The sequence below is a fragment of the Brucella sp. NBRC 12950 genome (assembly GCF_030268145.1).
Classification (GTDB): Bacteria; Pseudomonadota; Alphaproteobacteria; order Rhizobiales; family Rhizobiaceae; genus Brucella.
Genome location: NZ_BSQC01000005.1, coordinates 48,142 through 71,272, shown reverse-complemented (window position 1 = coordinate 71,272; position 23,131 = coordinate 48,142). Strand labels below are relative to the sequence as shown.

Sequence of the window (23,131 nt, the reverse complement as noted above, 5' to 3'; positions counted from 1 at the left end):
CCATTTGCGGAAATATGTAGTTCGGCTGGAATATTGACAGATAAACCGCGCCAGATCCGCTTTACAAAGCGGGAGATGAAAAGAATCGAACGCCTCGCAGCTGAAGGCGAGGATTGTGCTGCGCTTGGACTAACGCGGCCTCGGCGCTCGTTTGTCACCTGGTGTTCTCACGCTTTTCTTTCTTTGTGCATCGTGCTCGTCCTCATCGGTGGCGCAGGATTTGTCATTTTACGTGGCGGCGTAAACAGCGATCTCTTGCGCGACGAAGCGCAAAAGAGCCTTAGCGGAATTCTCGGTGAAGAAGCATCGGCTTCCATTGCGAGTGCGGGTTTGTCGCTTGACCAAAACAGTCTGGTTGCACTTGAAGCGCGGGGCGTGTCGATTTCTGAGCCAAAGCAGGGGCTGGAAATCAAAGATATCAGATCGGTAAGATTGGGACTGGCCCCACTGCCGCTGTTGACGGGCAAGGTCCGCGTTGCAGAGCTTGAAATCGACGGTGCGAGTTTCGACCTGCCTGAGCAGAAGGGCGCAGGTTTCTGGAAGTCCCTGCCTTACGACAACAACGGCTATATAGATTTTGATGCGGTTTCAAACGAGTTGTTCTCGACAATGCGCCGCAATCTCGAATTGCTGAGGGATCAGAATACTCAGGCAATTGGCCTTCTGAATACAACAATCCGATTTAAGACAGGCGACACGCAGCAAAGTGTTGAAGTTAAGAAGCTTCGACTGGTCGAAAACAATGGCAAGATTTCAATCGAAGGCAGTGTTGTCTGGCAAAATAAAACCATAGCAATTGATGGGAATATTGATCGCAAAGGGCAGGAAAATGATCTTGACGCTTTCCAGATCAAGGTCAGCAACCTGCCGATTGACCTTGGTTCGCCCGAAGAAGTGGCGCCAATAATTGATGGAAATCGGGTTAATCCAGCTCATTTCGATTTGCAGGGTAAGGCGAGCCTCGCCCTGTCAGGCAAGGCAGCGAATGGTGAGAATCCAGAACGCGTAACCGCCGATCTCGCCGTTGATGGCATCGAGATGGAAATTGGTCGCGTGAATGATGTGCTCGGTAAAGCGGCTCTCCGCATTGAGCATTCTGTTGGGAGTGGCAAACTTGAAATCAAGCCGTCCCGAATCCAGCTTGGCGGAATGAACGCGTCGTTTAACGGAGCGTTTGGACCAGACCCTGATTCTGAAAACAATGCGGGTGGTCCGAGCTATCGTTTTGAAGTCGTGACAAGTTCAGCCACCAGTATGCCAGCCGAATCGAGCGATCCTGAATTGCCGTTTGGTGTTAAAATTGCGGGTCGGTTTCTTGCCAATCAGCAACGACTGCAGTTCTCCAATCTGGATGTTAAGACTGAAACAGGGGAACTTTACGGGCAGGGCAGCATGGCCTTCGGCAATGGTTCGCCCGAGATGATTTTCATGCTGCGCATTCCAGAAATGCCTGTAGCGGACGCAAAACATCTCTGGCCGATTGATGTCGCTGACGGCGCGCGCGAATGGGTACTGAAGAACCTCTACGGCGGCATTCTGAAAGACAGCCGCATTGATATTTCTCTGGCGGGTGGACGTTTTAACGGTCCAGGCTTACCGCCTCCATTGACCGGCGAAGAGATCAAAGCAGACTTCAATGTGTCGGATACGCGCTTTGATGTGATCGGTGAGTTGCCGCCCGTTCGCGATGTTACGGGGAACATCTCAGTGCGCGGTGCGCATACGACGATCAAGCTGGAAAAGGGTGTTGCCTACACACCGGATAATCGCAAGGCATCCGTTTCGGACGGCACGCTGATTATCCCATGGGGACCACAGCGCCCGGTTATTGCTGATCTTGATCTGTTGGTATCTGGGGATGCAGCGGCAATTGCTGAGATTGCAGGCAAAAAGCCGATTGATGTGCTGAAAAGCGTGCCGTTTGTGCCAGAAGATGTGACCGGCGATGTCAAGGCAAAGGTGAAAGTCGGGTTTGCTGTTTCCAAGGGCGCTCCTCCTGGAACATTGACATGGAATGCCGATATAGGTTTCACCGACCTTGCGATTGCCAAGCCCGTTGGCGGATCCAATGTGAGCGATGCGACGGGCAGCATCAAAGTTGATCAATCTGCTGCGCTCATAACGGCAGATGCAAAGCTTGATGGCGTCCCTGCCAAGATATCGATGACTGAGCCGGTGGATCGTTCTGGCCCCGTCAAGCGCGAGCAGAAGATTAAGCTTGAGCTCGATGATAGCTCTCGGGACAAGCTTTTGCCCGGATTAAAAGATCTCTTCTCTGGCCCGATATCCGTTGATCTCGGTATGGAGAATAACGGCCAAAGACGCGTTTCTGCGGATTTGGACAAGACACAAATAAGCTTGCCTTGGCTTGGTTGGCGCAAAGGTAGCGGCGTTCCGGCTAAGGCGACATTCGATCTGGTAAAAGCCAGCGGCACTGACGGCAAGCTTGATATCCGCAATTTGGTTCTGACAGGCGATGCATTCGGCGCGAAGGGCAATCTTTCGATATTGGGCGGCGATTTCCAGTCGGCTGACTTCAGCGAAATTCGACTGACGCGTTCGGACCGAATGAGTGTAAAAGCCACCAAAAGCTCCGGCGGCTATCGTGTGACCGTTCGCGGCTCACAGTTCGATGCTCGTTCAATCATCAAACAGATATCTGATATCCAGAAGAAGAGCGAAAGTTCGGGGGGAAAAAGCCCACGCATTGTCGTCAGCGCCCAGGTTGATGAAGTGAGCGGGTTCAATGATGAAAAGCTTCGTAACGTGGCTGTTTCTTATGAGAATGCAGGCAACAAGATTTCCGGCGTTTCCGTGAATGCCGTTACTTCATCCGGTGCAGCTTTCGTTGCGACAAACAACGATCAGGGTGATGCCCGTTCGGTCTCGCTGCAATCCAATGATGCCGGTGCAGTTCTGCGCTTTTTCGATTTTTATGACAAAATGCGCGGCGGAAAAATTACCGTTGGTCTTGCCGGTCAGGGGAATGGACCATTGAGCGGCCAGATTGATGCGCGTAATTTCGCGATTATCAATGAGCCGCGATTGGCCAAGATCGTTTCCAGCTCTCCTTCAAGCGGTGGCACCAGCCTCAATCAGGCAGTTAAGCGGGATATCGACGTCTCACGGGTTGATGTTGAACGTGGGTTCTCTCTGATCGAAAAGGGTGAGGGTTATCTCAAGCTTTCCAAGGGCGTGGTACGTGGCCCATCTGTAGGGACGACCTTCCAAGGCACGCTTTATGATCAACGTGGCAATATGTCGATCACAGGCACATTCATGCCCGCTTATGGCGTGAATCGTATTTTTGGTGAGGTTCCAATCTTCGGCGCGCTGCTTGGCAATGGCCGTGATCGCGGACTTCTCGGCATTACCTTCAAGCTTGAAGGCAGCGCTAAACAGCCACAGGTAATGGTCAATCCGATCTCGATTATCGCGCCGGGCATTTTCCGCTCGATCTTCGAGTTCTAGAGCGCATCCCGAAAAGTGCTAAGCGGTTTTCGGAACAAGATGCGCGTAAAGACAAATGTATAGAGCATTTCCAATGACTCAATCAAAACAGGAAATGCTCTAAAAGAGACCAAATCTGAGCATTAAAAAAGCCGGGCTTAGCCCGGCTTTTATCGTTATGCGATAAGCCCTTACGCTGGGCGGATCAGAACGTGACGCTTCTTGCCGAGCGATACCTTGATAACGCCCTGTTCGTTGAGAGCGGAAGCGTTGATCGTCAGGCGCGGATCGGTAACAGGCTCGTCATTGATACGAACTGCGCCACCTTCGATGTGACGACGTGCTTCGCCGTTGGTTGCGCAGAGTTCTGCAAGAACCATGAGCGCCAACACACCAATACCGTCATTTAGCGTTGCTTTGTGGACGCCAACCGTTGGAAGATTTTCCGACAGTTCACCGTCTTCAAAGGTCTTGCGTGCGGCTTCCGCAGCTTCTTCGGCAGCGGTACGGCCATGCAGGATTGCGGTAATCTCGGTTGCAAGGATCTTCTTTGCTTCGTTGATTTCCGAACCACCCAGTGCTGCAAGCTTTGCAATCTCATCCATAGGCAGCGTCGTGTAGAGCTTCAGGAAGCGTTCTACGTCCGCATCTTCCGTATTGCGCCAGTATTGCCAGAAATCGTAGGCGCTGAGCATATCGGCGTTAAGCCAGATCGCACCACCCAGCGACTTACCCATCTTCTGGCCGGAAGCCGTGGTGAGCAAAGGAGAGGTCAGAGCGTAAAGCTGTGGTGTGCCCATGCGGTGGCCGAGGTCAATACCGTTGATGATATTGCCCCATTGATCCGAACCGCCCATCTGCAGGCGAATGCCATGACGCTTGTTCAGTTCTACGAAGTCGTAGGCCTGAAGGATCATGTAGTTGAATTCGAGGAACGACAGCGACTGCTCGCGATCAAGACGTGTCTTTACCGAATCAAACGACAACATGCGGTTGACCGAGAAATGACGGCCGACATCGCGCAGGAATTCGAGGTAGTTGATGTTGCGCAACCAGTCGGCATTGTTGACCATCATGGCGTCGTTTGGACCGTCACCGAAGGTCAGGTAATTTGCGAAAACGCGTTTGATGCCAGCAATATTCTCGGCAATCGTGTCTTCAGTCATCAGCTTGCGTGCTTCATCCTTAAAGGATGGATCGCCAACCATGCCTGTACCGCCGCCCATAAGGGCTATGGCCTTGTGGCCGGTCTGCTGGAACCAGTGCAGCATCATGATCTGGATCAGACTGCCAACGTGGAGACTCGGCGCTGTAGGATCGAAGCCAATATAGGCCGTCACGGTTTCCTTGGCCAACAATTCGTCGAGGCCGCTTTCATCGGAAATCTGATGAATAAAGCCGCGCTCGGAAAGTGTGCGAAGAAAATCGGATTTAAAACCGGACATGCCCTTTTCCTGACTGATTAGGCGAGAATGGAAACAACAGTAATCAAGTGCTTACCGCCTTATGATATTTTGCCTTTAGCATCATTCAAGCGGGAATAACAAGGAAAGTCCGGTATGGCCGATTTGAAACGCGCAATAGGACTGATGAGCGGTACTTCGATGGATGGTATCGATATTGCGCTTCTGACCACTGATGGCGAAAATTGGGTCGAGCGTGGACCTTCCAGTGCTGTGTCTTATTCGGAAGGGTTTCGTGGGCGCTTGAAGGCAGCGCTGGTTGATGCACGCAGTATCAACAAACGCAGTGAACGCCCCGGTGTTCTTAAACAGCTTGAACACGACCAGACCCTTCTTCATGCGATAGCGATTCAGGATTTCCTATACGCGCATTCGTTAAGGCCTGATGAGATCGATGTGATCGGTTTCCATGGTCAAACCGTGCTGCATCGTCCACGTGAGGCGCTGACTGTTCAGATAGGCGGTGGACAGCTGCTGGCTGAAGAGACGGGCATTCCCGTCGTCTATGACATGCGTGCCGAAGATATGCGGCACGGCGGCGAGGGTGCCCCTCTGATTCCGGCCTATCACGCAGCTTTAGCGGCCAATCTTCCGTTTGGCCTCGATGGGCCGGTGGTCTTCGTCAATATCGGCGGCATATCCAACCTGACCTATGTTGGCGAGGGCGGTGCGCTGATGGCCTATGACAGTGGGCCGGGCAATATGCTGATCGATCAGTGGATGGAGCTGCATGAACAGGGAAGCTTTGATCCAGGCGGCATCACGGCGATGAGTGGCACTGTGGATGAGACCTTGGCTTTGAAATATCTCGATCACGAGTTTTTCAAAGGGAATCATCGTCGTTCTTTGGATCGGGGTGATTTTGTCGTTCCTGCGAAAGATGAAGCGAACTTGGCAACAGGCGCACGCACGCTTGCTTATGTCAGTGCGGCCGCCATTCTGCGGTCGGCTTCGCATCTGCCGTCGAAGCCTCGAACCTATGTCGTCAGTGGCGGCGGACGTAAGAATGCAGCGATCATGGCTGAACTGAGTGCGCTTGCAGAGCGTGAAGGCGCACGCGTTTTGGATGCTGATAATGCGGGTTTTGATGGCGATGCCATGGAAGCGGAAGCATGGGCCTATCTGGCTGTGCGCTCAATGCGTGGGTTGCCGCTCACCTATCCGACGACAACGGGCTGCGATAAGCCTGTTTCCGGCGGTGTTCTTGCACTTCCGCCAAAATAAAAGCCCGGTGAATATTCTCACCGGGCTTCAGTAGGATCAGCCTTTTAAGGCTTTTAGCGCAGACGCTTCTGGCGGACTTCAACCAGTTCGCCAGCAAGACGGCGCTCCAGATATTCCGAGCATTCGTCGATCAGCTGATCGCCCATGCCGGTGAAGAAGTGGTTCGCACCCGGAATGGTGTTCTGGGTAATGGTGATACCCTTCTGCGTCTTGAGCTTATCAACGAGCCCCTGAACATCCTTTGGTGGTGCAACCTTATCCTGATCGCCATGAATGATCAGGCCCGAAGATGGGCAGGGCGCGAGGAACGCAAAGTCATAGGTGTTCGGCTGCGGCGCAACCGAGATAAAGCCTTCGATTTCCGGACGGCGCATGAGAAGCTGCATACCGATCCACGAACCAAACGAATAACCGGCGACCCAGCAATTCTTCGAATCCGGATGCAGAGCCTGCACCCAGTCGAGCGCGCTTGCCGCATCCGACAATTCACCTGCGCCGTGGTCGAACTCGCCTTGACTGCGGCCAATGCCACGGAAGTTGAAGCGAAGCGTTGTAAAACCGCGCTGTTGGAACATGTAGAACAGATCATAGACGATCTTGTTGTTCATCGTTCCACCGAACTGCGGGTGCGGATGCAGGATAAGGGCTATAGGCGCATTCTTTTCCCGTGAAGGCTGATAGCGGCCTTCAAGGCGTCCGGCAGGGCCGTTGAAAATGACTTCTGGCATGTGTACTCCGCTGGTGATCGGAAGATCGGCTTCAGGGTGGCGAACTTGACGTGGGGGTGCGCCGCTTCTAGAACCGATTTGAAATTTCGTTAGACTGGACCGTAGTTCAGTACCTAATGTGGCTTAATAGGCTTTTCCTGATTGAAAATTCAAGAAAATTGCGCTTCTGGCCACTTTATGGTGTCGCTTAGGAGATAGTATCGGTGATCGGAACCGGCAAGAGGCTCTATCTGGACTATAATGCCAGTGCGCCTTTGCTTGATGAAGCGCGCAATGCAGTCATCGAGGCATTAGGCATAACCGGCAACCCTTCATCCGTGCATCGCGAGGGCAGGGCTGCCCGCGCGCTGGTCGAATCGGCTCGCCGTAGTGTGGCAGCACTCGTGAATGCCAAGCCAGAGCATGTCTTTTTCACATCTGGCGCCACCGAAGCCGCATCCACCTTGTTGACGCCGATCTATATGATGGGGCGTTCGCCGGTGCGTCTGTCGCATCTTTACGTAAGTGCAACTGAGCACCCCTGTATGTTGGCGGGCGGACAATTTGCTCCAGACAACATCACGGTTCTTCCGGTCGATGAAAATGGTATCCTTCGTCTGGATGCGCTTGAACAAGCGCTGAAAGCGCACGACAAGAGCGCGGGCTTGCCGCTGGTTGCTGTGCAGGCCGCCAATAATGAAACCGGAGTAATTCAGCCCATTCGCGAGATCGCAGCACTCGTCAAAACGTCAGGCGGTATCTTCGTTGTCGATGCGGTACAGGCAGCTGGACGTATTAAGATCGATATTAAAGAGGGTTGTGGCGATTATCTCATAATCTCTTCACATAAGATCGGTGGTCCGAAGGGTGTTGGTGCCGTGATCGCAATCTCCGATCTCATGATGCCGAAGGCGCTGGTCCGGGGTGGCGGTCAGGAAAAGGGACATCGCGCAGGCACAGAAGCGCTTCCATTGATTGCAGGCTTTGGTGCGGCTGCGGATGTTGCAGCCACCCGACTGAATGGCAATGGCTGGTCTTTCGAAGCGCGTGACCGGCTTGAAACCGGTCTCATGGAGATTGCACCAAGTGCCACGATCCACGGTAAATCCGTTGATCGTCTCCCGAACACGACCTTCTTCTCGCTGGATGGACAAAAAGCTGAAACCGTTCAAATCGCATTTGACCTTGGCGGAATAGCTCTGTCGGCAGGATCAGCCTGTTCTTCGGGAAAGGTCGGACCAAGTCATGTGCTGGCTGCAATGGGCCTTGAGGAAGGGCCGGGCGCGATCCGTGTTTCGCTCGAACCAAACGCTCCAATAGAATCTGTTGATCAGTTTCTTGACGTTTTGCGCAAAATCGTTGCCCGTCACGAGCGCTCAAAGGCCAGTTAAACGCCTAATCGGGCCTAACCTCGTAAATTATTCTTGAATTTTACCAGCAAATTTAAAGCCGGGCTTGAAATTTAGTTTAGAGAGGTTTTAAAGAAGCGTCACGCACACTATATTGTGGCGAGGATAGCGACTATCATCGCCCTGACGTTTGCAACTGTCGAACCTTGAATTCGACGAGGATGGAGAACGCCAATGCCTGCAGTGCAGGAGACCATTGATCAGGTTCGCGGCTTGGACGTGGACCAGTATAAGTACGGCTTCGAAACAACGATCGAATCCGAGAAGGCCCCAAAGGGTCTTAATGAAGATATCATTCGCTTCATTTCCGCTAAAAAAGAAGAGCCGGAATGGATGCTTGAGTGGCGTCTGAAGGCCTATGAACGCTGGCTCACCATGGAAGAGCCATCATGGGCGCGCGTGGATTATCCAAAGATCGATTTCCAGGATGCGTATTATTACGCAGCCCCAAAGAATCAGACAGGCCCGAAATCGCTGGATGAAGTCGATCCGGAATTGCTTCGCACATATGAAAAGCTTGGTATTCCCCTGCGTGAGCAGGAAATCCTCGCTGGCGTGCGCAAGCAGGGCGATCCAAGCGAAATCGACGGCAATCCATCGGACAACGTTTATGCATCGGGCCGCGTGGCTGTTGATGCTGTGTTCGACAGTGTTTCCGTTGTCACGACCTTTAAGGCAGAGCTTGCCAAAGCGGGCGTGATCTTCTGCTCGATTTCGGAAGCCATTCGCGAGCATCCTGAACTGGTTCAGAAGTATCTCGCTTCGGTTGTTCCGGTTTCGGACAATTATTATGCGACGCTGAACTCGGCTGTCTTCACAGATGGTTCGTTCGTCTATGTACCAAAGGGCGTTCGCTGCCCGATGGAGCTTTCGACCTATTTCCGTATCAATGAGAAGAATACGGGCCAGTTCGAGCGCACGCTGATCATTGCGGAAGAAGGCGCTTACGTCTCCTATCTCGAAGGCTGCACCGCACCACAGCGCGACGAAAACCAGCTCCACGCAGCAGTCGTTGAACTGATCGCGCTTGATAATGCCGAGATCAAGTATTCGACTGTTCAGAACTGGTATCCGGGCGATAGCAGCGGTAAGGGCGGCATCTATAACTTCGTTACCAAGCGTGGCGATTGCCGTGGCGATAATTCCAAGATTTCGTGGACGCAGGTTGAAACCGGCTCCGCTGTAACGTGGAAATACCCTTCCTGCATTCTGCGCGGTGACAATTCGCGTGGCGAATTCTACTCGATTGCCGTTTCCAACGGCTATCAGCAGATCGACAGCGGCACCAAGATGATCCACCTCGGCAAAAACACGTCGAGCCGCATCATCTCCAAGGGTATTTCGGCAGGCAATTCCAACAATACCTATCGCGGTCAGGTTTCAGCCCATCGTAAGGCTGAAAATGCCCGCAACTTCACCCAGTGCGACTCGCTCCTGATCGGCAACGATTGCGGTGCGCATACCGTGCCATATATCGAGGCAAAGAACGCCACGGCACAGTTTGAGCACGAGGCAACCACCTCCAAGATTTCCGAAGACCAGCTGTTCTACGTTATGCAGCGCGGCATTCCGGAAGAGGAGGCAATCGCCCTCATCGTCAATGGTTTTGTGAAGGAAGTTATTCAGGAACTGCCAATGGAATTCGCCGTCGAGGCGCAGAAGCTCATTGGCATTTCGCTTGAAGGCAGCGTCGGTTAATCCGGCGCGCTTTACTGCCTTAAAACATCCGATTTTCTGGCCAGCCCTTTAACTGGCATAAGCAGCTCTTCGTGAGTCTGCGCTGAGAGACAAGGTTTATACCCATGCTTGAGATCAAGAACCTTCATGCAAAGATCGCTGACACGGATACAGAAATCATCCGTGGTCTGAACCTCACTGTGAACAAGGGCGAAGTTGCCGCCATCATGGGCCCGAACGGCTCGGGCAAGTCGACACTGTCCTACATTCTTGCAGGTCGCGATGATTATGAAGTGACCGAAGGCGACATTCTTTACAACGGCGAGTCGATCCTCGAGCTCGATCCGGCTGAACGCGCTGCCAAGGGCATCTTCCTTGCGTTCCAGTATCCGATGGAAATTCCAGGCGTTGCCACGATGGAGTTCCTGAAGGTTGCGATGAACAGCCAGCGCAAGGCGCGTGGCGAAGCGGAACTGAAGATTCCTGAATTCATCAAGCGCGTGAAGGAAGCCGCTGGCGGCCTTAACATCGACATGGACATGCTGAAGCGTCCGCTCAATGTTGGCTTCTCGGGCGGCGAAAAGAAGCGTGCTGAAATTCTTCAGATGCAGCTTCTCGAACCAAGCCTCTGCGTTCTCGACGAAACCGACTCCGGTCTCGACATCGATGCGCTGAAGATCGTTTCGGATGGCGTGAATGCTCTGCGTTCGCCAGACCGCGCTGTGATCGTGATTACTCACTATCAGCGTCTGCTCGATTACATTGTACCTGATAGCGTCCATGTTCTTTACAAGGGACAGGTCATCAAGTCGGGCGACAAGACCCTCGCAAACCACCTTGAAGAAAATGGCTATGCCGACATTATCGGCGAAGTAGCCTGAGGAGCGGATTATGAACATCCAGACCTCTAAACCAAGGACACCAGCTGAAAGCGCACTGATTGACAGCTTCGCCACTCGTATGGGCGAACTGCCGGGCAATGGCGATGTCGTCGTTGCACGCGACAACGCCCTGGAATCGCTGAAAGTGCATGGTCTTCCGTCACGCCGCATTGAAAGCTGGCACTACACGGATTTCCGTACGCTGCTTAAAGGCGTTGCTGACTTCAATCCGACTGCTGGAACCAATGCGCTTCCTGCACTGCTCGCAGGCTCGTCCATCATTGCTGCAAGCAATGGTGCAGCACTTGACGCAAAGGCTCCGGAAGGTGTGACCTTGACTGCTGTGCGCGACGCGCTTGCTAATGGCTCGCTCGTTCCGCAGCTTACCGTTCGGGGAACCGATGACACGATCGGCCAGATCAACGCTGCTTATGTAAGCGATGGCTGGGCGTTGTCGATTGCCGATGACGTTGAGCTTGAAGCACCGCTTGAGCTGCAGAACATCCAGAAGACCGGGCAGGGTCACACGCGCTTCCCAGTTGAAATCGGTTCAAACGTCAAGGCAACGATCATTGAGCGTCAGTCGGGCGGTGAAGGCGATGCTTTCTCGACCTCCGTAAGCCATGTGAGCGTTGGCGATGGCGCCGATGTCATCTGGGTTATTCTGCGTGATTTTGGTCAGGCAACGCAGCTTGCCCAGTTTAACGCAACGATTGGCGCAGGATCGAAGCTTACGCTTTACATCGTCAATGCTGGTGGCAAGCTGGTTCGTCAGGAAGTGCATCTGACTGTTGCAGGTGAAGATTCAGACTTTGAACTTCGCGGACTCAATCTTCTGTCTGACGATTCCCACACCGACATCACCATGACGGTGGCGCATCTGGTCGAAAATACACGTTCGACCCAGATCATCCGCAACGTGGTCAAAGATCGCGCGCGTGGCGTGTTCCAGGGCATGATCCGTGTCGCACAGATCGCCCAGAAGACCGACGCCCGCATGGCCTGCAACACGCTGCTGCTGTCTGATGATGGCGAGTTTGATGCAAAGCCGGAGCTGGAAATCTTTGCGGATGACGTGGCTTGCGGCCACGGTGCAACGGTTACTGAGCTGTCGAAAGACTATCTCTTCTATTTGATGGCACGCGGCGTTCCTGAAAACGAAGCCCGCGGCCTGCTGATCAAGGCTTTCATCGCCGAGATTATTGAAGAGCTGGAAAACGAAGCTCTCGTTGAAGCACTGGAAGAAGTGCTCTCGAACTGGCTTGCAGCCCACGCTTGAGTAAATAAGGCGGAGTAATAATTGCTCCGCCTTTTCTGCCTGAATGGTAGAAGGAGCGATCATGGATCAGAAGAATCCAATTGTTGCGGCTTACGATGTCGAAGCGATCCGCAGAGACTTCCCCATCCTGTCACGACAGGTTCATGGCAAGCCGCTCGTTTATCTCGATAATGGCGCATCTGCGCAAAAGCCGCAAAGCGTCATCGACACTGTTACGCATGCTTATGCGAATGAATATGCCAATGTGCATCGCGGCCTGCATTTTCTTTCCAATGCTGCAACCGATGCTTACGAAAAGTCGCGCGAAACGGTTCGTCGCTTTCTGAATGCCGGTTCTGTAGACGAAATCGTCTTCACCAAGAATGCGACTGAAGCGATCAATACGGTCGCTTACGGTTACGGTATGCCCGACATCGGCGAGGGCGATGAAATCCTTCTGTCGATTATGGAACATCACTCCAATATCGTTCCATGGCACTTCATCCGTGAGCGGCAGGGCGCAAAGCTTGTGTTTACACCGGTCGATGACGAAGGCGTGTTCCATATTGAGGAATTCGAAAAGCGTCTGACCGAGCGTACGAAGCTTGTTGCAATCACCCACATGTCCAACGCGCTTGGCACAGTCACTCCGATCAAGAAGATCGTTGAACTTGCTCATGCGCGCGGCATTCCCGTGCTGGTCGATGGTAGCCAGGGCGCTGTCCACTTGCCGGTCGACGTGCAGGATCTCGGCTGTGACTGGTATGTCTTTACCGGCCATAAAGTCTATGGCCCGTCAGGTATTGGCGTTCTTTATGGTCGCGCTGAAATGCTCGAAAAGATGCGCCCGTTTCAGGGTGGTGGCGAAATGATCGAGGAAGTGACGGAAGAAAACGTCACTTACAATCATCCGCCACATCGCTTTGAAGCTGGCACACCGCCAATCGTTCAAGCGATTGGCCTTGGCGCTGCGCTTGAATATATGGAAAAAATCGGTCGTCATGCGATCGCAGCCCACGAAGAAGACTTGCGTATTTATGCGCATGAACAACTGGGCAAGATCAACAGCTTGCGCATTTACGGCAATGCTCCGGACAAGGGGGCGATCATCTCGTTTGCGCTTGATGGTATTCACGCGCATGACGTATCAATGGTCATTGACCGGGCAGGGGTTGCCGTGCGTGCTGGCACGCATTGCGCACAACCGCTCTTGAAACGCTTTGGTGTCACCTCTACATGCCGTGCATCTTTTGGGATGTATAACACCCGTGCTGAAGTGGACGCGCTGGCAGAAGCCTTGGAAAAGGCAAGGAAGTTTTTCGGATGACCGAGATCGAACAAAAAGTTCAGGAACAGACTGAAACCAAGACGGATGATGCAAGCGCACCGGCAGATGGAAAGTCTGTTTTCTCTGCCTCTGCTATTCCGCAGGAAGAGCTGCTTCGGCTGACGGATGATATCATCAGTGCGCTGAAGACGGTTTATGATCCTGAAATACCAGCGGATATTTACGAGCTCGGTCTGATCTACAAGATCGACATCGAAGATGATCGCACGGTCAAAATCGAAATGACGCTGACTGCCCCTGGTTGCCCTGTTGCTGGCGAAATGCCGGGCTGGGTCGAGAATGCCGTTGGTGCAGTTGAAGGTGTTTCGATGGTCGAAGTAACCATGACATTTGATCCGCCATGGTCTGCTGACCGCATGTCGGAAGAAGCGCAGGTCGCTGTCGGTTGGTACTAAGAACTAAGAAGCCCCGCAAAATGCGGGGCTTTTTATTTGGTCAGAAGCCTGTCGTGTTCGCGTAGTGCAGGGAATTCTTTCCGATACTTCCCTGTATGAGGCCAACTAGCCCGCCTAGCGCCGTGGCCGCTGATACGAGCCCTTGGCCGCCTCGGAAAGATATAGACAGTACGGCACCCAAAAATTTGAGTGCACGGCCTACGATCTTGATTGGCAATTTTTTCAATGTCTTGTTCGGGTTTTCGCGATAACGAGCGCCGAACTCTGTGATGTTGTGATCACGGTTGCGACGATAATGATAGCTCAGCGTCAGTCGAGACGACGGCACTGTTTCATAGACGATCGCATCGCAAGCCCAGCCGGTTCTTGCGCCAAGCGATTTTGCTTTCGCCCAGAGGTTCCAGTCTTCACCCCCGGTCAGCCCGAAATGGGAATCGAAACGCAGTCCGGTGTTGCGGAAGAAATCTAGTCGTCCCATCCAGCTGCCTGTGGCAACTTTGATGGAGTCACCGCGACCTGCAGCACATTTGCGGCGGCATCTTTTCTCAGCGTTATAACCACTGCGTTTAATACCCGACCAGACAAGCTTTTGAAGAATTGTCAGGTTTTCATCAAAAGGTTTTGGTCTTACCGGGGAGCCTATAATATCGAGCTCCAGTCGATCTCGTTCTGCGAGCAATGTCGCAAGCCAGTTCGGCTCAACAAATTCATCGTCATCAACGTAGACTAGAAAGTCAAAACCCTGTTCGATTGCGTGATTCAACGCTCGATTTCGTGCCGAAGAAATGCCTAAAACACCTTCCACGATATAATTGATATGATCGCCTGGCATTTGCGCGCGAAACGTTTCGACGGTCTCATCAAGCGTCGGTGAAGAGTTATTCTCGACAATGAGAAATGAAACGTTGACGTTGTTAGGCTTCTGAATGGAAGCAAGTGATGAAAAAAGGTTGCAGAGCATTTTCGGTCTGCTGCGAGTTACGACGGAAACACAAATGCGCCGTTGACACATGATATATTAAACCAAAAAAGTTTATTTGCGATATTATGCAAGCTTAATATGTATTTGTTATGAATGCAATAGTTGTAAAAAGAAACGTTGCAACCGCAGGAAAGAGAAAGCAGTCTCTTATTCTTGCAGCTATTTGAATTTGTAAGGGAAAAAACGAGCGCTTGATAAATGCGCTAGTGGTGCCCCCAGAGAGACTCGAACTCCCGACCCCCTGATTACAAATCAGGTGCTCTACCAACTGAGCTATAAGGGCAGCACAGGCGTGGAATTAGCATAATTTTCAGCCGTGTAAAGCGAAAATTCACATTCAGCGGGTGATGGTAAGCAGGTTTTGCATATGATAGCCATCATGTCTGTGGAAAATGCACGCTTTGGCTCGCTGGAACGGATAAAAATGAACGATACATCCTTGGCGCTTCACTTCGTTTCTTCAGGGACAGAAGAATCACTCGCAGCTCAGAAAGAGCTGGTGAAGCGTTATGGTCATGTTGCTGCAGAAGACGCCGACACAGTTGTCGCGCTGGGTGGCGATGGTACAATGCTGCAGGCCTTGCGGGATTTCATGAACAGCGGCATTCCCGTTTACGGTATGAACCGTGGTTCAGTGGGCTTTCTGATGAACGAGTTCAGCGTCGAAGATTTGCCTGCGCGCATTCATGCAGCGCAGAAAGAAACAATTCGCCCTCTGGAAATGATTGCGGAAACGGAATCTGCTCCGCCATTCAAGGCTTTGGCAATAAATGAGGTTTCGCTTTTCAGGCAGTCCTATCAGGCCGCCAAGGTGCGGATCACCATTGATGGTAAGGTTCGGCTGGAGGAGCTCGTTTGTGACGGTGTGATGGTCGCGACGCCTGCAGGGTCCACCGCCTATAATCTTTCGGCGCAGGGGCCAATCCTTCCGCTGGAAGCGCCACTTCTAGCTTTGACACCCGTAAGCCCTTTTCGACCAAGGCGATGGGGTGGGGCACTTTTGCCAAAGCATGTAACCCTGCGCATGGACTTGCTTGAAACTGAAAAGCGACCAGTGAATGCAGTTGCTGACAATAACGAAGTTAAATCCGTGAAGGCAGTTACTGTGCGTGAAGACCCGGATAGTCGGGTTGCTATCTTGTTTGATCAAAATCATTCATGGGATGAGCGCATTCTGACAGAACAGTTTAGACATTAGTTGGCTATGAATTTAGTAGTTTCACGCTTTAGTGTTCGGTGAAACATAATAAAATACAAATAAATAAGCATTTTTATATTCTCTCCGGGTATTTTAGTTGACTTTTGCACGTTCTGGACGTAGGCGATGCTGCAAGAAAACGCGTATAGCGTTGCAGATGCCTTTTCTGCCTTGGTTCCTGCGCCGGATGACGCGGCTGCAATGACAGGATGGGTGGAACTCACTTCCAAACAGAGAGCTGCGCCTCCATTGACAACATTTGCCGAACTCGGTCTTTCCCCGAAAGTGCTCGCTGCTGTTGAAGCTGCGGGATACACCGCGCCTACGCCTATCCAAGCGGGAGCAATTCCTCCAGCGCTTGAGCGTAAGGATGTGCTTGGTATTGCACAGACGGGCACCGGAAAGACTGCATCTTTCGTTCTGCCTATGCTCACGCTTTTGGAAAAAGGCCGTGCTCGCGCTCGTATGCCTCGCACACTCATTCTCGAACCAACGCGCGAACTTGCAGCGCAGGTCGAAGAAAACTTTGTGAAATATGGCATTAATCAGCGTTTGAATGTTGCTCTGCTCATCGGCGGTGTTTCCTTTGACGAGCAGGAACGCAAGCTTGAACGCGGCGCAGATGTGCTGATCGCCACGCCTGGTCGTCTTCTCGACCATTTTGAGCGCGGCAAATTGCTCCTGACTGGTGTTGAAATTCTCGTCATCGACGAAGCTGACCGTATGCTCGACATGGGTTTCATTCCCGACATCGAGCGTATCTGCAAGCTGATCCCGTTTACCCGTCAGACGCTGTTTTTCTCGGCAACCATGCCGCCGGAAATTACCAAGTTGACCGAACAGTTCCTGCATTCGCCAACGCGTATCGAAGTTGCCAAGGCTTCTTCAACCGCAAAGACTGTGACGCAGCGTCTGGTCAAGTCGGGTAAGAAGGACTGGGACAAGCGCGCAGCTCTGCGTGATCTGATCCGCAGCGAACAAGATTCGCTCAAGAACGCGATCATCTTCTGTAATCGTAAGAAAGATGTGTCCGAGCTGTTCCGTTCGCTTGTTCGTCATGAGTTCAATGCAGGCGCTTTGCATGGTGATATGGATCAGCGCGCACGCATGACGATGTTGGCAAACTTCAAGGAAGGCAAGTTGCAGTTGCTGGTTGCCTCTGATGTTGCTGCACGCGGCCTTGATATTCCTGATGTGAGCCACGTCTTCAATTACGATATTCCGATTCATTCGGAGGACTATGTCCATCGTATTGGTCGTACTGGTCGTGCCGGTCGTTCAGGCAAAGCATTTACGCTGGTAACCACTGCGGACACGAAGTATCTGACCGCAATCGAATCCATGATTGGTGAAAAGATCGAATGGGTGGACGGTGATCTTTCTACATTGCCAGCGGCTGACGAATCTGAAGATACGTCACGCAAGGGCAAGAATGCCCGAGGTAAAGGCAAAGATGCCAAGGGTAAGTCGAAAGACAAACAGAAGGTCGAGGCACCTGTGATCGTTCAGGCCGATGAACCGCAACCAGTTATCAATGAAATAAAAGATCGCCGCGATGCAATCCGTCATTCAAATGACGACCGTCGCGGCAAGCCGCAGCACGATAATCATAAGCGTCGCCGTGATCGCGATGATGATGATGGTCCAGTGCCAATTGGCTTCGGTAACGACATTCCAGCATTCATGCTGATCCCGACAGGGATACTGGCGTAAGGCTTAGAAGAAACAAAAAGCCGCTCAATTCAGTGAGCGGCTTTTATTTTTTGGCTTCTGACCTGAGGCTGGCTGCAAATGCAAGTCGCGCCCATTCGGTCATCATTTCCGGATCATCATAAGCTTCGTCGGGTACCCTCCAATAGGGCATTGCAACGGTTTTTCCGTTCTTGCGGCCGTCGTAAGTCCACTGTGTCGATCCGGCCGCGATGAAAGCCGGTGCGCTTTCCTGATCGGCCTTTAAAAGCAACTCATCCTGAACAACAAGCGCTACGATCAAACCTTGATGGTAGATACCTTTGCCGCCAAACATGCGGCGGATGCTAATCGTCCCTAAGCCTTCAAAAAGGTCTCGTAGAGATTGATCATCCATGGAATGGGTAATCCTGAACGGTTAAGCAGCGCCCTGCATCTGGCGAAGGCTTTCTGGTGACGCTGCTGTGAGCTCGACAGACTCACCGCAACCGCAAGCCGATGTCTGGTTTGGATTATTGAAAACAAAACCAGTGCGCAACGTGGTCACTTCGAAATCCATTTGAGTGCCAAGCAGGAATAACACGGCTTCTGGAGCAATATAGACCTTAGCTCCGTTCTTTTCGACGGAATCATCGCCGGCCTTTGGCTCAATGACGAGATCAATCGTATATTCCATTCCAGCGCAGCCGCCTTTTTTTACGCCTACGCGGATACCGAGGGCACCGTCACGGGAAGCCATGATTTCATTAACGCGCGCTGCGGCTGCATCGGTAAGCGTCAAGACTGAGAAACGGCCCATGTTCATCTCTTCCGGTGTTATGCTGGTTTGTGACTGAAGAATCATCCAGTCTGTTCGCAACGTTGCGCTTTTCTGCGCGATTGCCACGTTTTTACTATAGTTAGTGTTGTAACATCATTACTGCAAGACACCAAATCAGTCGTTGTCCTGGCTGGCAAACACATCTTGGTGTGCTGCAACCAAAGAATTGCTGGAAGAGGAGACGCGTATGTTGATTGAACGCATAAAGCCTTTGATGCTTGCCGGGATTGCTGGCGTTTTCAGCACGATGATTTTGGTCTCTGGCACGCAAGCGCAGGAAGCGCCTAAGAAAGCAGCTTCTGAGCAGGAACAGACCAAGCCGGTCGAAGAGACAAAACCGTCTGAGCAGACGCAGGACGCGTCTGATGGCGTTACGGTGCCTGATTATCGCGATGATAGGTCCACGCCGCAGGCGTTAATGGAATCCTATTATAATGCGATCAACCGCAAGGAATATGCTCGCGCTTATAGCTATTACTCGGAAGAAGGACGTGAACCGGACTTTAAGGTCTTCGTTAAAGGTTATGAGAAAACTAAGAGCGTGAAGGTTGCAGTTCGTAAGACTGATCCAGATCCGGGGGCAGGGCAGATTTACTGGAGTCTTCCGATTGCAATCGAATCCGAAAGCGATGATGGCAAGAAGGAAGTTTATACCGGCTGCTATACAATTCGCCTTACCAATCCCGGTATGCAGGAAGAGCCACCATATAAGCCCATGCAGATTATGACTGGTTCGCTCACCAAGTCGCCGCTTGAAATTGAGAAAAGCGTTCCGGAAAGCTGCGAAGCGCCATAATGAAAGATGTTGCTTGACCTTACCACGATGGGAAGCTGCATTGTGGGTATAGTGAAAGCAAGGAGTGATTTGAATGGTTACGTTTTCAATTCCCAAGATGAAATGTGGCGGTTGTGCTGAGAGCGTTACAAATGCACTGCACAAGATCGATGGAGCATCCACGGTGGATATTGATCTCGATAAGAAAGAGGTCAAATTCGTAAGCAATGCTTCAAATGACGATGCACTCAACGCACTTGCTGCAGCGGGCTATCCAGCAACGATCACGCAATAATGTGATCAACCTCACAAGCGTTTTGATAATGCATGACTTGTAAGACGCTTATCCAAAGCCTAAGTGCCGGACGCAGATGCGCCCGGCATTTTTGTTTTGATAGAATGATATACGGTGCGGAGAGGCGACCAAGTGCTGCAGCTAGGCCTGCAAAACTTGTGTTTGATTGACTGGAAGGCCGATTTTTGCCACATCAGCGGCAAATCTCGTTTATGGTGCCCCGTAACGACAGCGAACTGAGATGATAGCATTGGATGCGTTATCCAGGCTCTGTTCATAAAGGGTGCCAGAAGGCATAATCATCGCGTTATCGCGATATAGAAGGATGTAGGGCATGGCTATGGCAGCCGATTTCCAGGATCTTCGCACGAAGATGGTCGATAACCAGATCCGTACCACGGATGTAACGGACCTTCGGGTCATCGACGCTTTTCTGACCGTTCCGCGCGAAGTTTTTGTTCCGGCAAACCGTCAGGTGCTTGCCTATATCGACGAAGACCAGCTTCTCGAAGGCGAGGGCACTGCGCCACGCTATCTGATGGAGCCGTCACCTTTTGCAAAGCTTATTCAGCTCGCAAAGGTAAATAAGAACGACGTCGTTCTCGATATCGGCTGTGGCACTGGTTACTCTTCGGCCATCCTTTCTGAGCTGGCAGGTTCGGTTATTGGTCTTGAAAGTGATTCCTCTTTGTCAGCTATTGCAGCGGCTCGTTTGCAGGAATTGGGCCATGACAATGTTGTGATCGTTTCAGGCGATTTGAAAGCAGGCTACCCTTCTGAAGCGCCTTACGATGTGATTTTCATCGAGGGTGCAGTTGATTTTGTACCGGAAGTACTTTTCAATCAGCTAAAGGAAGGTGGTCGTTTGATCGCCGTCGAAGGCCGTGGAAACGCCGGAGTTGCAAGGATTTACGTGAAAGAAAACGGCGTGGCTTCTGGTCGTAGCGTTTTCAACACTGCAGTTCGTCCGCTTCCAGGTTTTGAGCGTGTTGAGCAGTTCGAGTTCTAATCCAGAGCATGGGGCAATTCTGCAACGATGCGGAAATTGTTTGTGAAAGCACTGGCGGGAAAGATGGAAATAGCGGAATTTACACGTTATTAAGTCTTCCCGAACCGATCGGTTCGATTATAGATTCGTTTGTTCTTATATGAGGTATACGGTGTTCAAAGCGTGCAAAGGACTTATGGCGGCGGCAATACTCCTGTCGGGCACCGTTTTATCGGGCCAGGCCGCTTTGTCAGAGACGCTGAACGGCGCTCTCATGAAGGCGTATAAGAACAATGCTACCCTGAACTCATCGCGGGCAGGTGTGCGTATTCAGGACGAAAATGTTGCGATTGCAAAATCCGGCTATCGTCCACAGATCACCGGTAGCTATAACGTAGCTCGTGGCAAGTCGCCTACCTCTGATTATAGAACGACCGGCACTTACGGCATTGAGCTTAACCAGATGTTGTTCGATGGTTTTCAGACCAAGAACAACGTTGCTTCAGCAGAAACCACAGTTTTTGCTCAGCGCGAGAATCTCCGAAATGACGAACAGAACACGCTCCTAGAGGCCGTTCAGGCCTATATGAACGTGTATCAGCTTCGCCAGATTGCGGCTTTGCGCGAGAAAAATCTGGCCGCTATGAATGAGCAGGTACGCGCCTCGCGTGCTCGCCTTGACGTAGGTGAAGGCACTCGTACCGATGTTGCTCAGTCAGAATCGCAGCGTTCTACTGCAATCGCGCAACTCAACTCTGCTCGTGCAGACGTTAAGTCTGCCGAAGCGACCTATGTTCAGGTTATCGGCTCACAGCCAGATCGCCTTTCTACGGCACCAGCTGCAAAAAATCTGCCACGTTCACCAGACCAAGCCTACGCGAATGCAGTTACCGTGCATCCTGGTATTCTTGCCACTCAATATGCAGTTAACGCGCAGGGCTTTAACGTCAAGGCCAAGGAAGGCGCTTTGCTGCCGACTGTCGGTCTGACGGCAAGTGCCAGCCATCTCGACACCTATGCCGGTACTAGTGTCGGTGACGGTAACTCTGCTTCGGTTGGAGTTGGTGTAAGCATTCCAATCTATACCGGTGGCCGCACCTCTGCACAGGTCCGCCAGGCTAAGGAACAGCTCGGTCAGGCACGTATCGAAGTCGATATCGTTCAGGATAAAGTTCGTCAGGCAATCAGCTCTGCTTGGTCGCAGCTTGAAGCAGCTCGTGCATCCGTGAAAGCGAACCGCGATGGCATCGCTGCAGCTCAGCTTGCTCTTGATGGTGTGATTGAAGAACGTAAAGTTGGCCAGCGCACGACGCTAGACGTATTGAATGCTCAGAATGATCTCGTCAGCGTACAGATCGCACTCGTTCAGGCTGAACACGACTCGATTGTTGCAAGCTATGCGCTTCTGAATGCCAGTGGACGTATGACGGCACAGGACATGCAGTTGCAGGTCGCTCAGTACAAGCCTGAAGAACATTACAATGCAGTCAAGGACAAATGGTTCGGTTTGCGTACACCAGATGGTCGCTGAGCCCTATCATAAGCATTAATAAAAACGGCGCCCTCATCGGCGCCGTTTTTGTATGATTCGTCTTTCGGTTCGTAAATCTTAATAAAATGATAAAGCTGTGGGTTCGGATCACACATACCTGTGCAGGGATTCTCAAATCGCTGCATGTCCGATACCCTTAATCCATTGATTCTCTGCCTGTGTGAGTAATTGGCAAAAAGGGAAAGACGGACAGCTATGGCACAAACATCCAGCGCAGCACGCGAACCGTCGATGGAAGAAATCTTGGCTTCCATTCGCCGGATTATCGAAGATAGCGATGTTACGCGTCATCCGGCGCCTGCCGCATCCGCATTTCCTTCTCGTGGTGAGGTCGCCAAATTCCGCCGACCTGCAACGATAGAAGAGCAACAGCCTGAAGCAGTGGAGAAGCCGGTGGCAAAAGCCCCGATTTTCTCTGAGGAACCAATCCTGCGCGGCCCGATTGTCGAACCTGCAAAAGAGGTTGCTGTTGCTGACGAAACTATCGATGCCGACGAAGAAGATGCTGACTTCATTCCTGACGCGCAAAACGATGACAATCGTAGCGGAATCGTCGAAACTACTGGCGAGATAGACAATACCGTGTCGGCTGAAGCTCAAGTTGACGATAAGATCAGTGCGTCATGGACCGAAGACGTGTCAGAACCAGAGGCTGAAGTGGCTCCAGTTGCTGAGGCGCAGCTTGCTGACTTGAAAGCGCAGGGCGCAGCACATATTTTGTCGGAAGGTACAGGACGTAAAGTGGCTGCAGCTTTTCAGGATTTGAACCACGCTGTTCATTCCGAACCGCGCCGTTCCTTTGATGAAATCGCATCAGATCTTTTGCGTCCAATGCTACAGAATTGGCTCGATACCAATCTGCCTCCGCTTGTCGAGCGACTTGTTCGCGAAGAAATCGAACGTGTGGTGAGAGGCGAACGCTAACCGTCACACGTCAGATTGGACTCTTTAACCCGTCTGTCATGCAGGCGGGTTTTCACTTTTAGGGTGATTTGTCGGCTGTTAGTTGCTATTCACCCG

General features: G+C 51.9%; 20 protein-coding genes and 1 tRNA gene. 15 read left to right on the top strand and 6 right to left on the bottom strand.

Annotated elements, in window-relative coordinates:
- Window positions 1-75: 75 nt before the first annotated feature.
- Window positions 76-3,471, top strand: coding sequence for an AsmA family protein (locus QSJ70_RS09845; protein WP_112805161.1), 3,396 nt, complete (start codon window positions 76-78; stop codon window positions 3,469-3,471).
- A 170-nt stretch (window positions 3,472-3,641) separates the two neighbouring features.
- On the opposite strand, the gene tyrS is transcribed toward QSJ70_RS09845, so the two are convergent.
- Window positions 3,642-4,895 (bottom strand): tyrosine--tRNA ligase, encoded by a 1,254-nt coding sequence (tyrS, locus tag QSJ70_RS09840; RefSeq protein WP_285536066.1) that lies wholly within the window; start codon window positions 4,893-4,895, stop codon window positions 3,642-3,644.
- A gap of 114 nt (window positions 4,896-5,009) precedes the next feature.
- On the opposite strand from tyrS, the gene QSJ70_RS09835 reads away from it, so the two are divergent.
- Entirely contained in the window at window positions 5,010-6,137 is a 1,128-nt protein-coding gene (locus tag QSJ70_RS09835; RefSeq protein ID WP_285536064.1) for an anhydro-N-acetylmuramic acid kinase, read from the top strand.
- Window positions 6,138-6,190: 53 nt separating this feature from the next.
- Here QSJ70_RS09835 and QSJ70_RS09830 read toward each other — a convergent pair whose 3' ends face one another.
- Entirely contained in the window at window positions 6,191-6,865 is a 675-nt protein-coding gene (locus QSJ70_RS09830; RefSeq protein WP_007874783.1) for an alpha/beta hydrolase, read from the bottom strand.
- 203 nt (window positions 6,866-7,068) lie between these two features.
- Here QSJ70_RS09830 and QSJ70_RS09825 point away from each other — a divergent pair, with 203 nt between their 5' ends.
- From QSJ70_RS09825 to QSJ70_RS09800, 6 genes are all read left to right on the top strand, one after another.
- Window positions 7,069-8,235, top strand: coding sequence for a cysteine desulfurase family protein (locus QSJ70_RS09825; RefSeq protein ID WP_285536062.1), 1,167 nt, complete (start codon window positions 7,069-7,071; stop codon window positions 8,233-8,235).
- 192 nt (window positions 8,236-8,427) lie between these two features.
- On the top strand, window positions 8,428-9,951 hold the full coding sequence (gene sufB / locus QSJ70_RS09820; protein WP_007874786.1) for a Fe-S cluster assembly protein SufB: 1,524 nt from the start codon (window positions 8,428-8,430) through the stop codon (window positions 9,949-9,951).
- Between the two features lie 104 nt (window positions 9,952-10,055).
- Window positions 10,056-10,811, top strand: coding sequence for a Fe-S cluster assembly ATPase SufC (sufC, locus tag QSJ70_RS09815; protein ID WP_007874788.1), 756 nt, complete (start codon window positions 10,056-10,058; stop codon window positions 10,809-10,811).
- Window positions 10,812-10,821: 10 nt separating this feature from the next.
- Entirely contained in the window at window positions 10,822-12,090 is a 1,269-nt protein-coding gene (gene sufD / locus QSJ70_RS09810; protein ID WP_285536058.1) for a Fe-S cluster assembly protein SufD, read from the top strand.
- A 61-nt stretch (window positions 12,091-12,151) separates the two neighbouring features.
- Window positions 12,152-13,396, top strand: a complete 1,245-nt coding sequence (locus QSJ70_RS09805) for a cysteine desulfurase (protein ID WP_285536057.1) — start codon at window positions 12,152-12,154, stop codon at window positions 13,394-13,396.
- Window positions 13,393-13,812 carry an SUF system Fe-S cluster assembly protein gene (locus tag QSJ70_RS09800; RefSeq protein WP_285536056.1) on the top strand — a complete coding sequence of 140 codons (420 nt, stop codon included), beginning with the start codon at window positions 13,393-13,395 and terminating at the stop codon, window positions 13,810-13,812. Before QSJ70_RS09805 ends, QSJ70_RS09800 begins: the two co-directional genes overlap by 4 nt.
- Before the next feature lie 40 nt (window positions 13,813-13,852).
- Here QSJ70_RS09800 and QSJ70_RS09795 read toward each other — a convergent pair whose 3' ends face one another.
- Together QSJ70_RS09795 and QSJ70_RS09790 are read right to left on the bottom strand one after the other, a co-directional pair.
- On the bottom strand, window positions 13,853-14,824 hold the full coding sequence (locus QSJ70_RS09795; protein WP_285536055.1) for a glycosyltransferase family 2 protein: 972 nt from the start codon (window positions 14,822-14,824) through the stop codon (window positions 13,853-13,855).
- Window positions 14,825-15,001: 177 nt separating this feature from the next.
- Window positions 15,002-15,077 (bottom strand) — tRNA-Thr (locus tag QSJ70_RS09790).
- 141 nt (window positions 15,078-15,218) lie between these two features.
- Here QSJ70_RS09790 and QSJ70_RS09785 point away from each other — a divergent pair.
- On the top strand, window positions 15,219-15,992 hold the full coding sequence (locus QSJ70_RS09785) for an NAD kinase (RefSeq protein WP_007874798.1): 774 nt from the start codon (window positions 15,219-15,221) through the stop codon (window positions 15,990-15,992).
- A 249-nt stretch (window positions 15,993-16,241) separates the two neighbouring features.
- A complete protein-coding gene (locus tag QSJ70_RS09780) occupies window positions 16,242-17,705 on the top strand; it encodes a DEAD/DEAH box helicase (protein ID WP_007874799.1) in 1,464 nt (487 codons plus the stop codon).
- A 43-nt stretch (window positions 17,706-17,748) separates the two neighbouring features.
- Here QSJ70_RS09780 and QSJ70_RS09775 read toward each other — a convergent pair whose 3' ends face one another.
- Window positions 17,749-18,078: a TfoX/Sxy family protein gene (locus QSJ70_RS09775; RefSeq protein ID WP_105518442.1), complete on the bottom strand. Its 330-nt coding sequence runs from the start codon at window positions 18,076-18,078 to the stop codon at window positions 17,749-17,751.
- A gap of 21 nt (window positions 18,079-18,099) precedes the next feature.
- Window positions 18,100-18,480 (bottom strand): Fe-S cluster assembly scaffold SufA, encoded by a 381-nt coding sequence (gene sufA, locus QSJ70_RS09770; RefSeq protein ID WP_285536052.1) that lies wholly within the window; start codon window positions 18,478-18,480, stop codon window positions 18,100-18,102.
- 208 nt (window positions 18,481-18,688) lie between these two features.
- Here sufA and QSJ70_RS09765 point away from each other — a divergent pair, with 208 nt between their 5' ends.
- From QSJ70_RS09765 to QSJ70_RS09745, 5 genes are all read left to right on the top strand, one after another.
- Window positions 18,689-19,297, top strand: a complete 609-nt coding sequence (locus QSJ70_RS09765; protein ID WP_113158542.1) for a Cif family virulence factor — start codon at window positions 18,689-18,691, stop codon at window positions 19,295-19,297.
- Between the two features lie 73 nt (window positions 19,298-19,370).
- Window positions 19,371-19,571, top strand: coding sequence for a heavy-metal-associated domain-containing protein (locus QSJ70_RS09760; protein ID WP_064320538.1), 201 nt, complete (start codon window positions 19,371-19,373; stop codon window positions 19,569-19,571).
- A gap of 340 nt (window positions 19,572-19,911) precedes the next feature.
- Window positions 19,912-20,580: a protein-L-isoaspartate O-methyltransferase family protein gene (locus QSJ70_RS09755; RefSeq protein ID WP_064322403.1), complete on the top strand. Its 669-nt coding sequence runs from the start codon at window positions 19,912-19,914 to the stop codon at window positions 20,578-20,580.
- A gap of 139 nt (window positions 20,581-20,719) precedes the next feature.
- Window positions 20,720-22,090: a TolC family outer membrane protein gene (locus QSJ70_RS09750; RefSeq protein ID WP_079211819.1), complete on the top strand. Its 1,371-nt coding sequence runs from the start codon at window positions 20,720-20,722 to the stop codon at window positions 22,088-22,090.
- Between the two features lie 216 nt (window positions 22,091-22,306).
- Window positions 22,307-23,035 carry a PopZ family protein gene (locus QSJ70_RS09745; RefSeq protein ID WP_285536046.1) on the top strand — a complete coding sequence of 243 codons (729 nt, stop codon included), beginning with the start codon at window positions 22,307-22,309 and terminating at the stop codon, window positions 23,033-23,035.
- The last annotated feature ends 96 nt before the right edge of the window (window positions 23,036-23,131 follow it).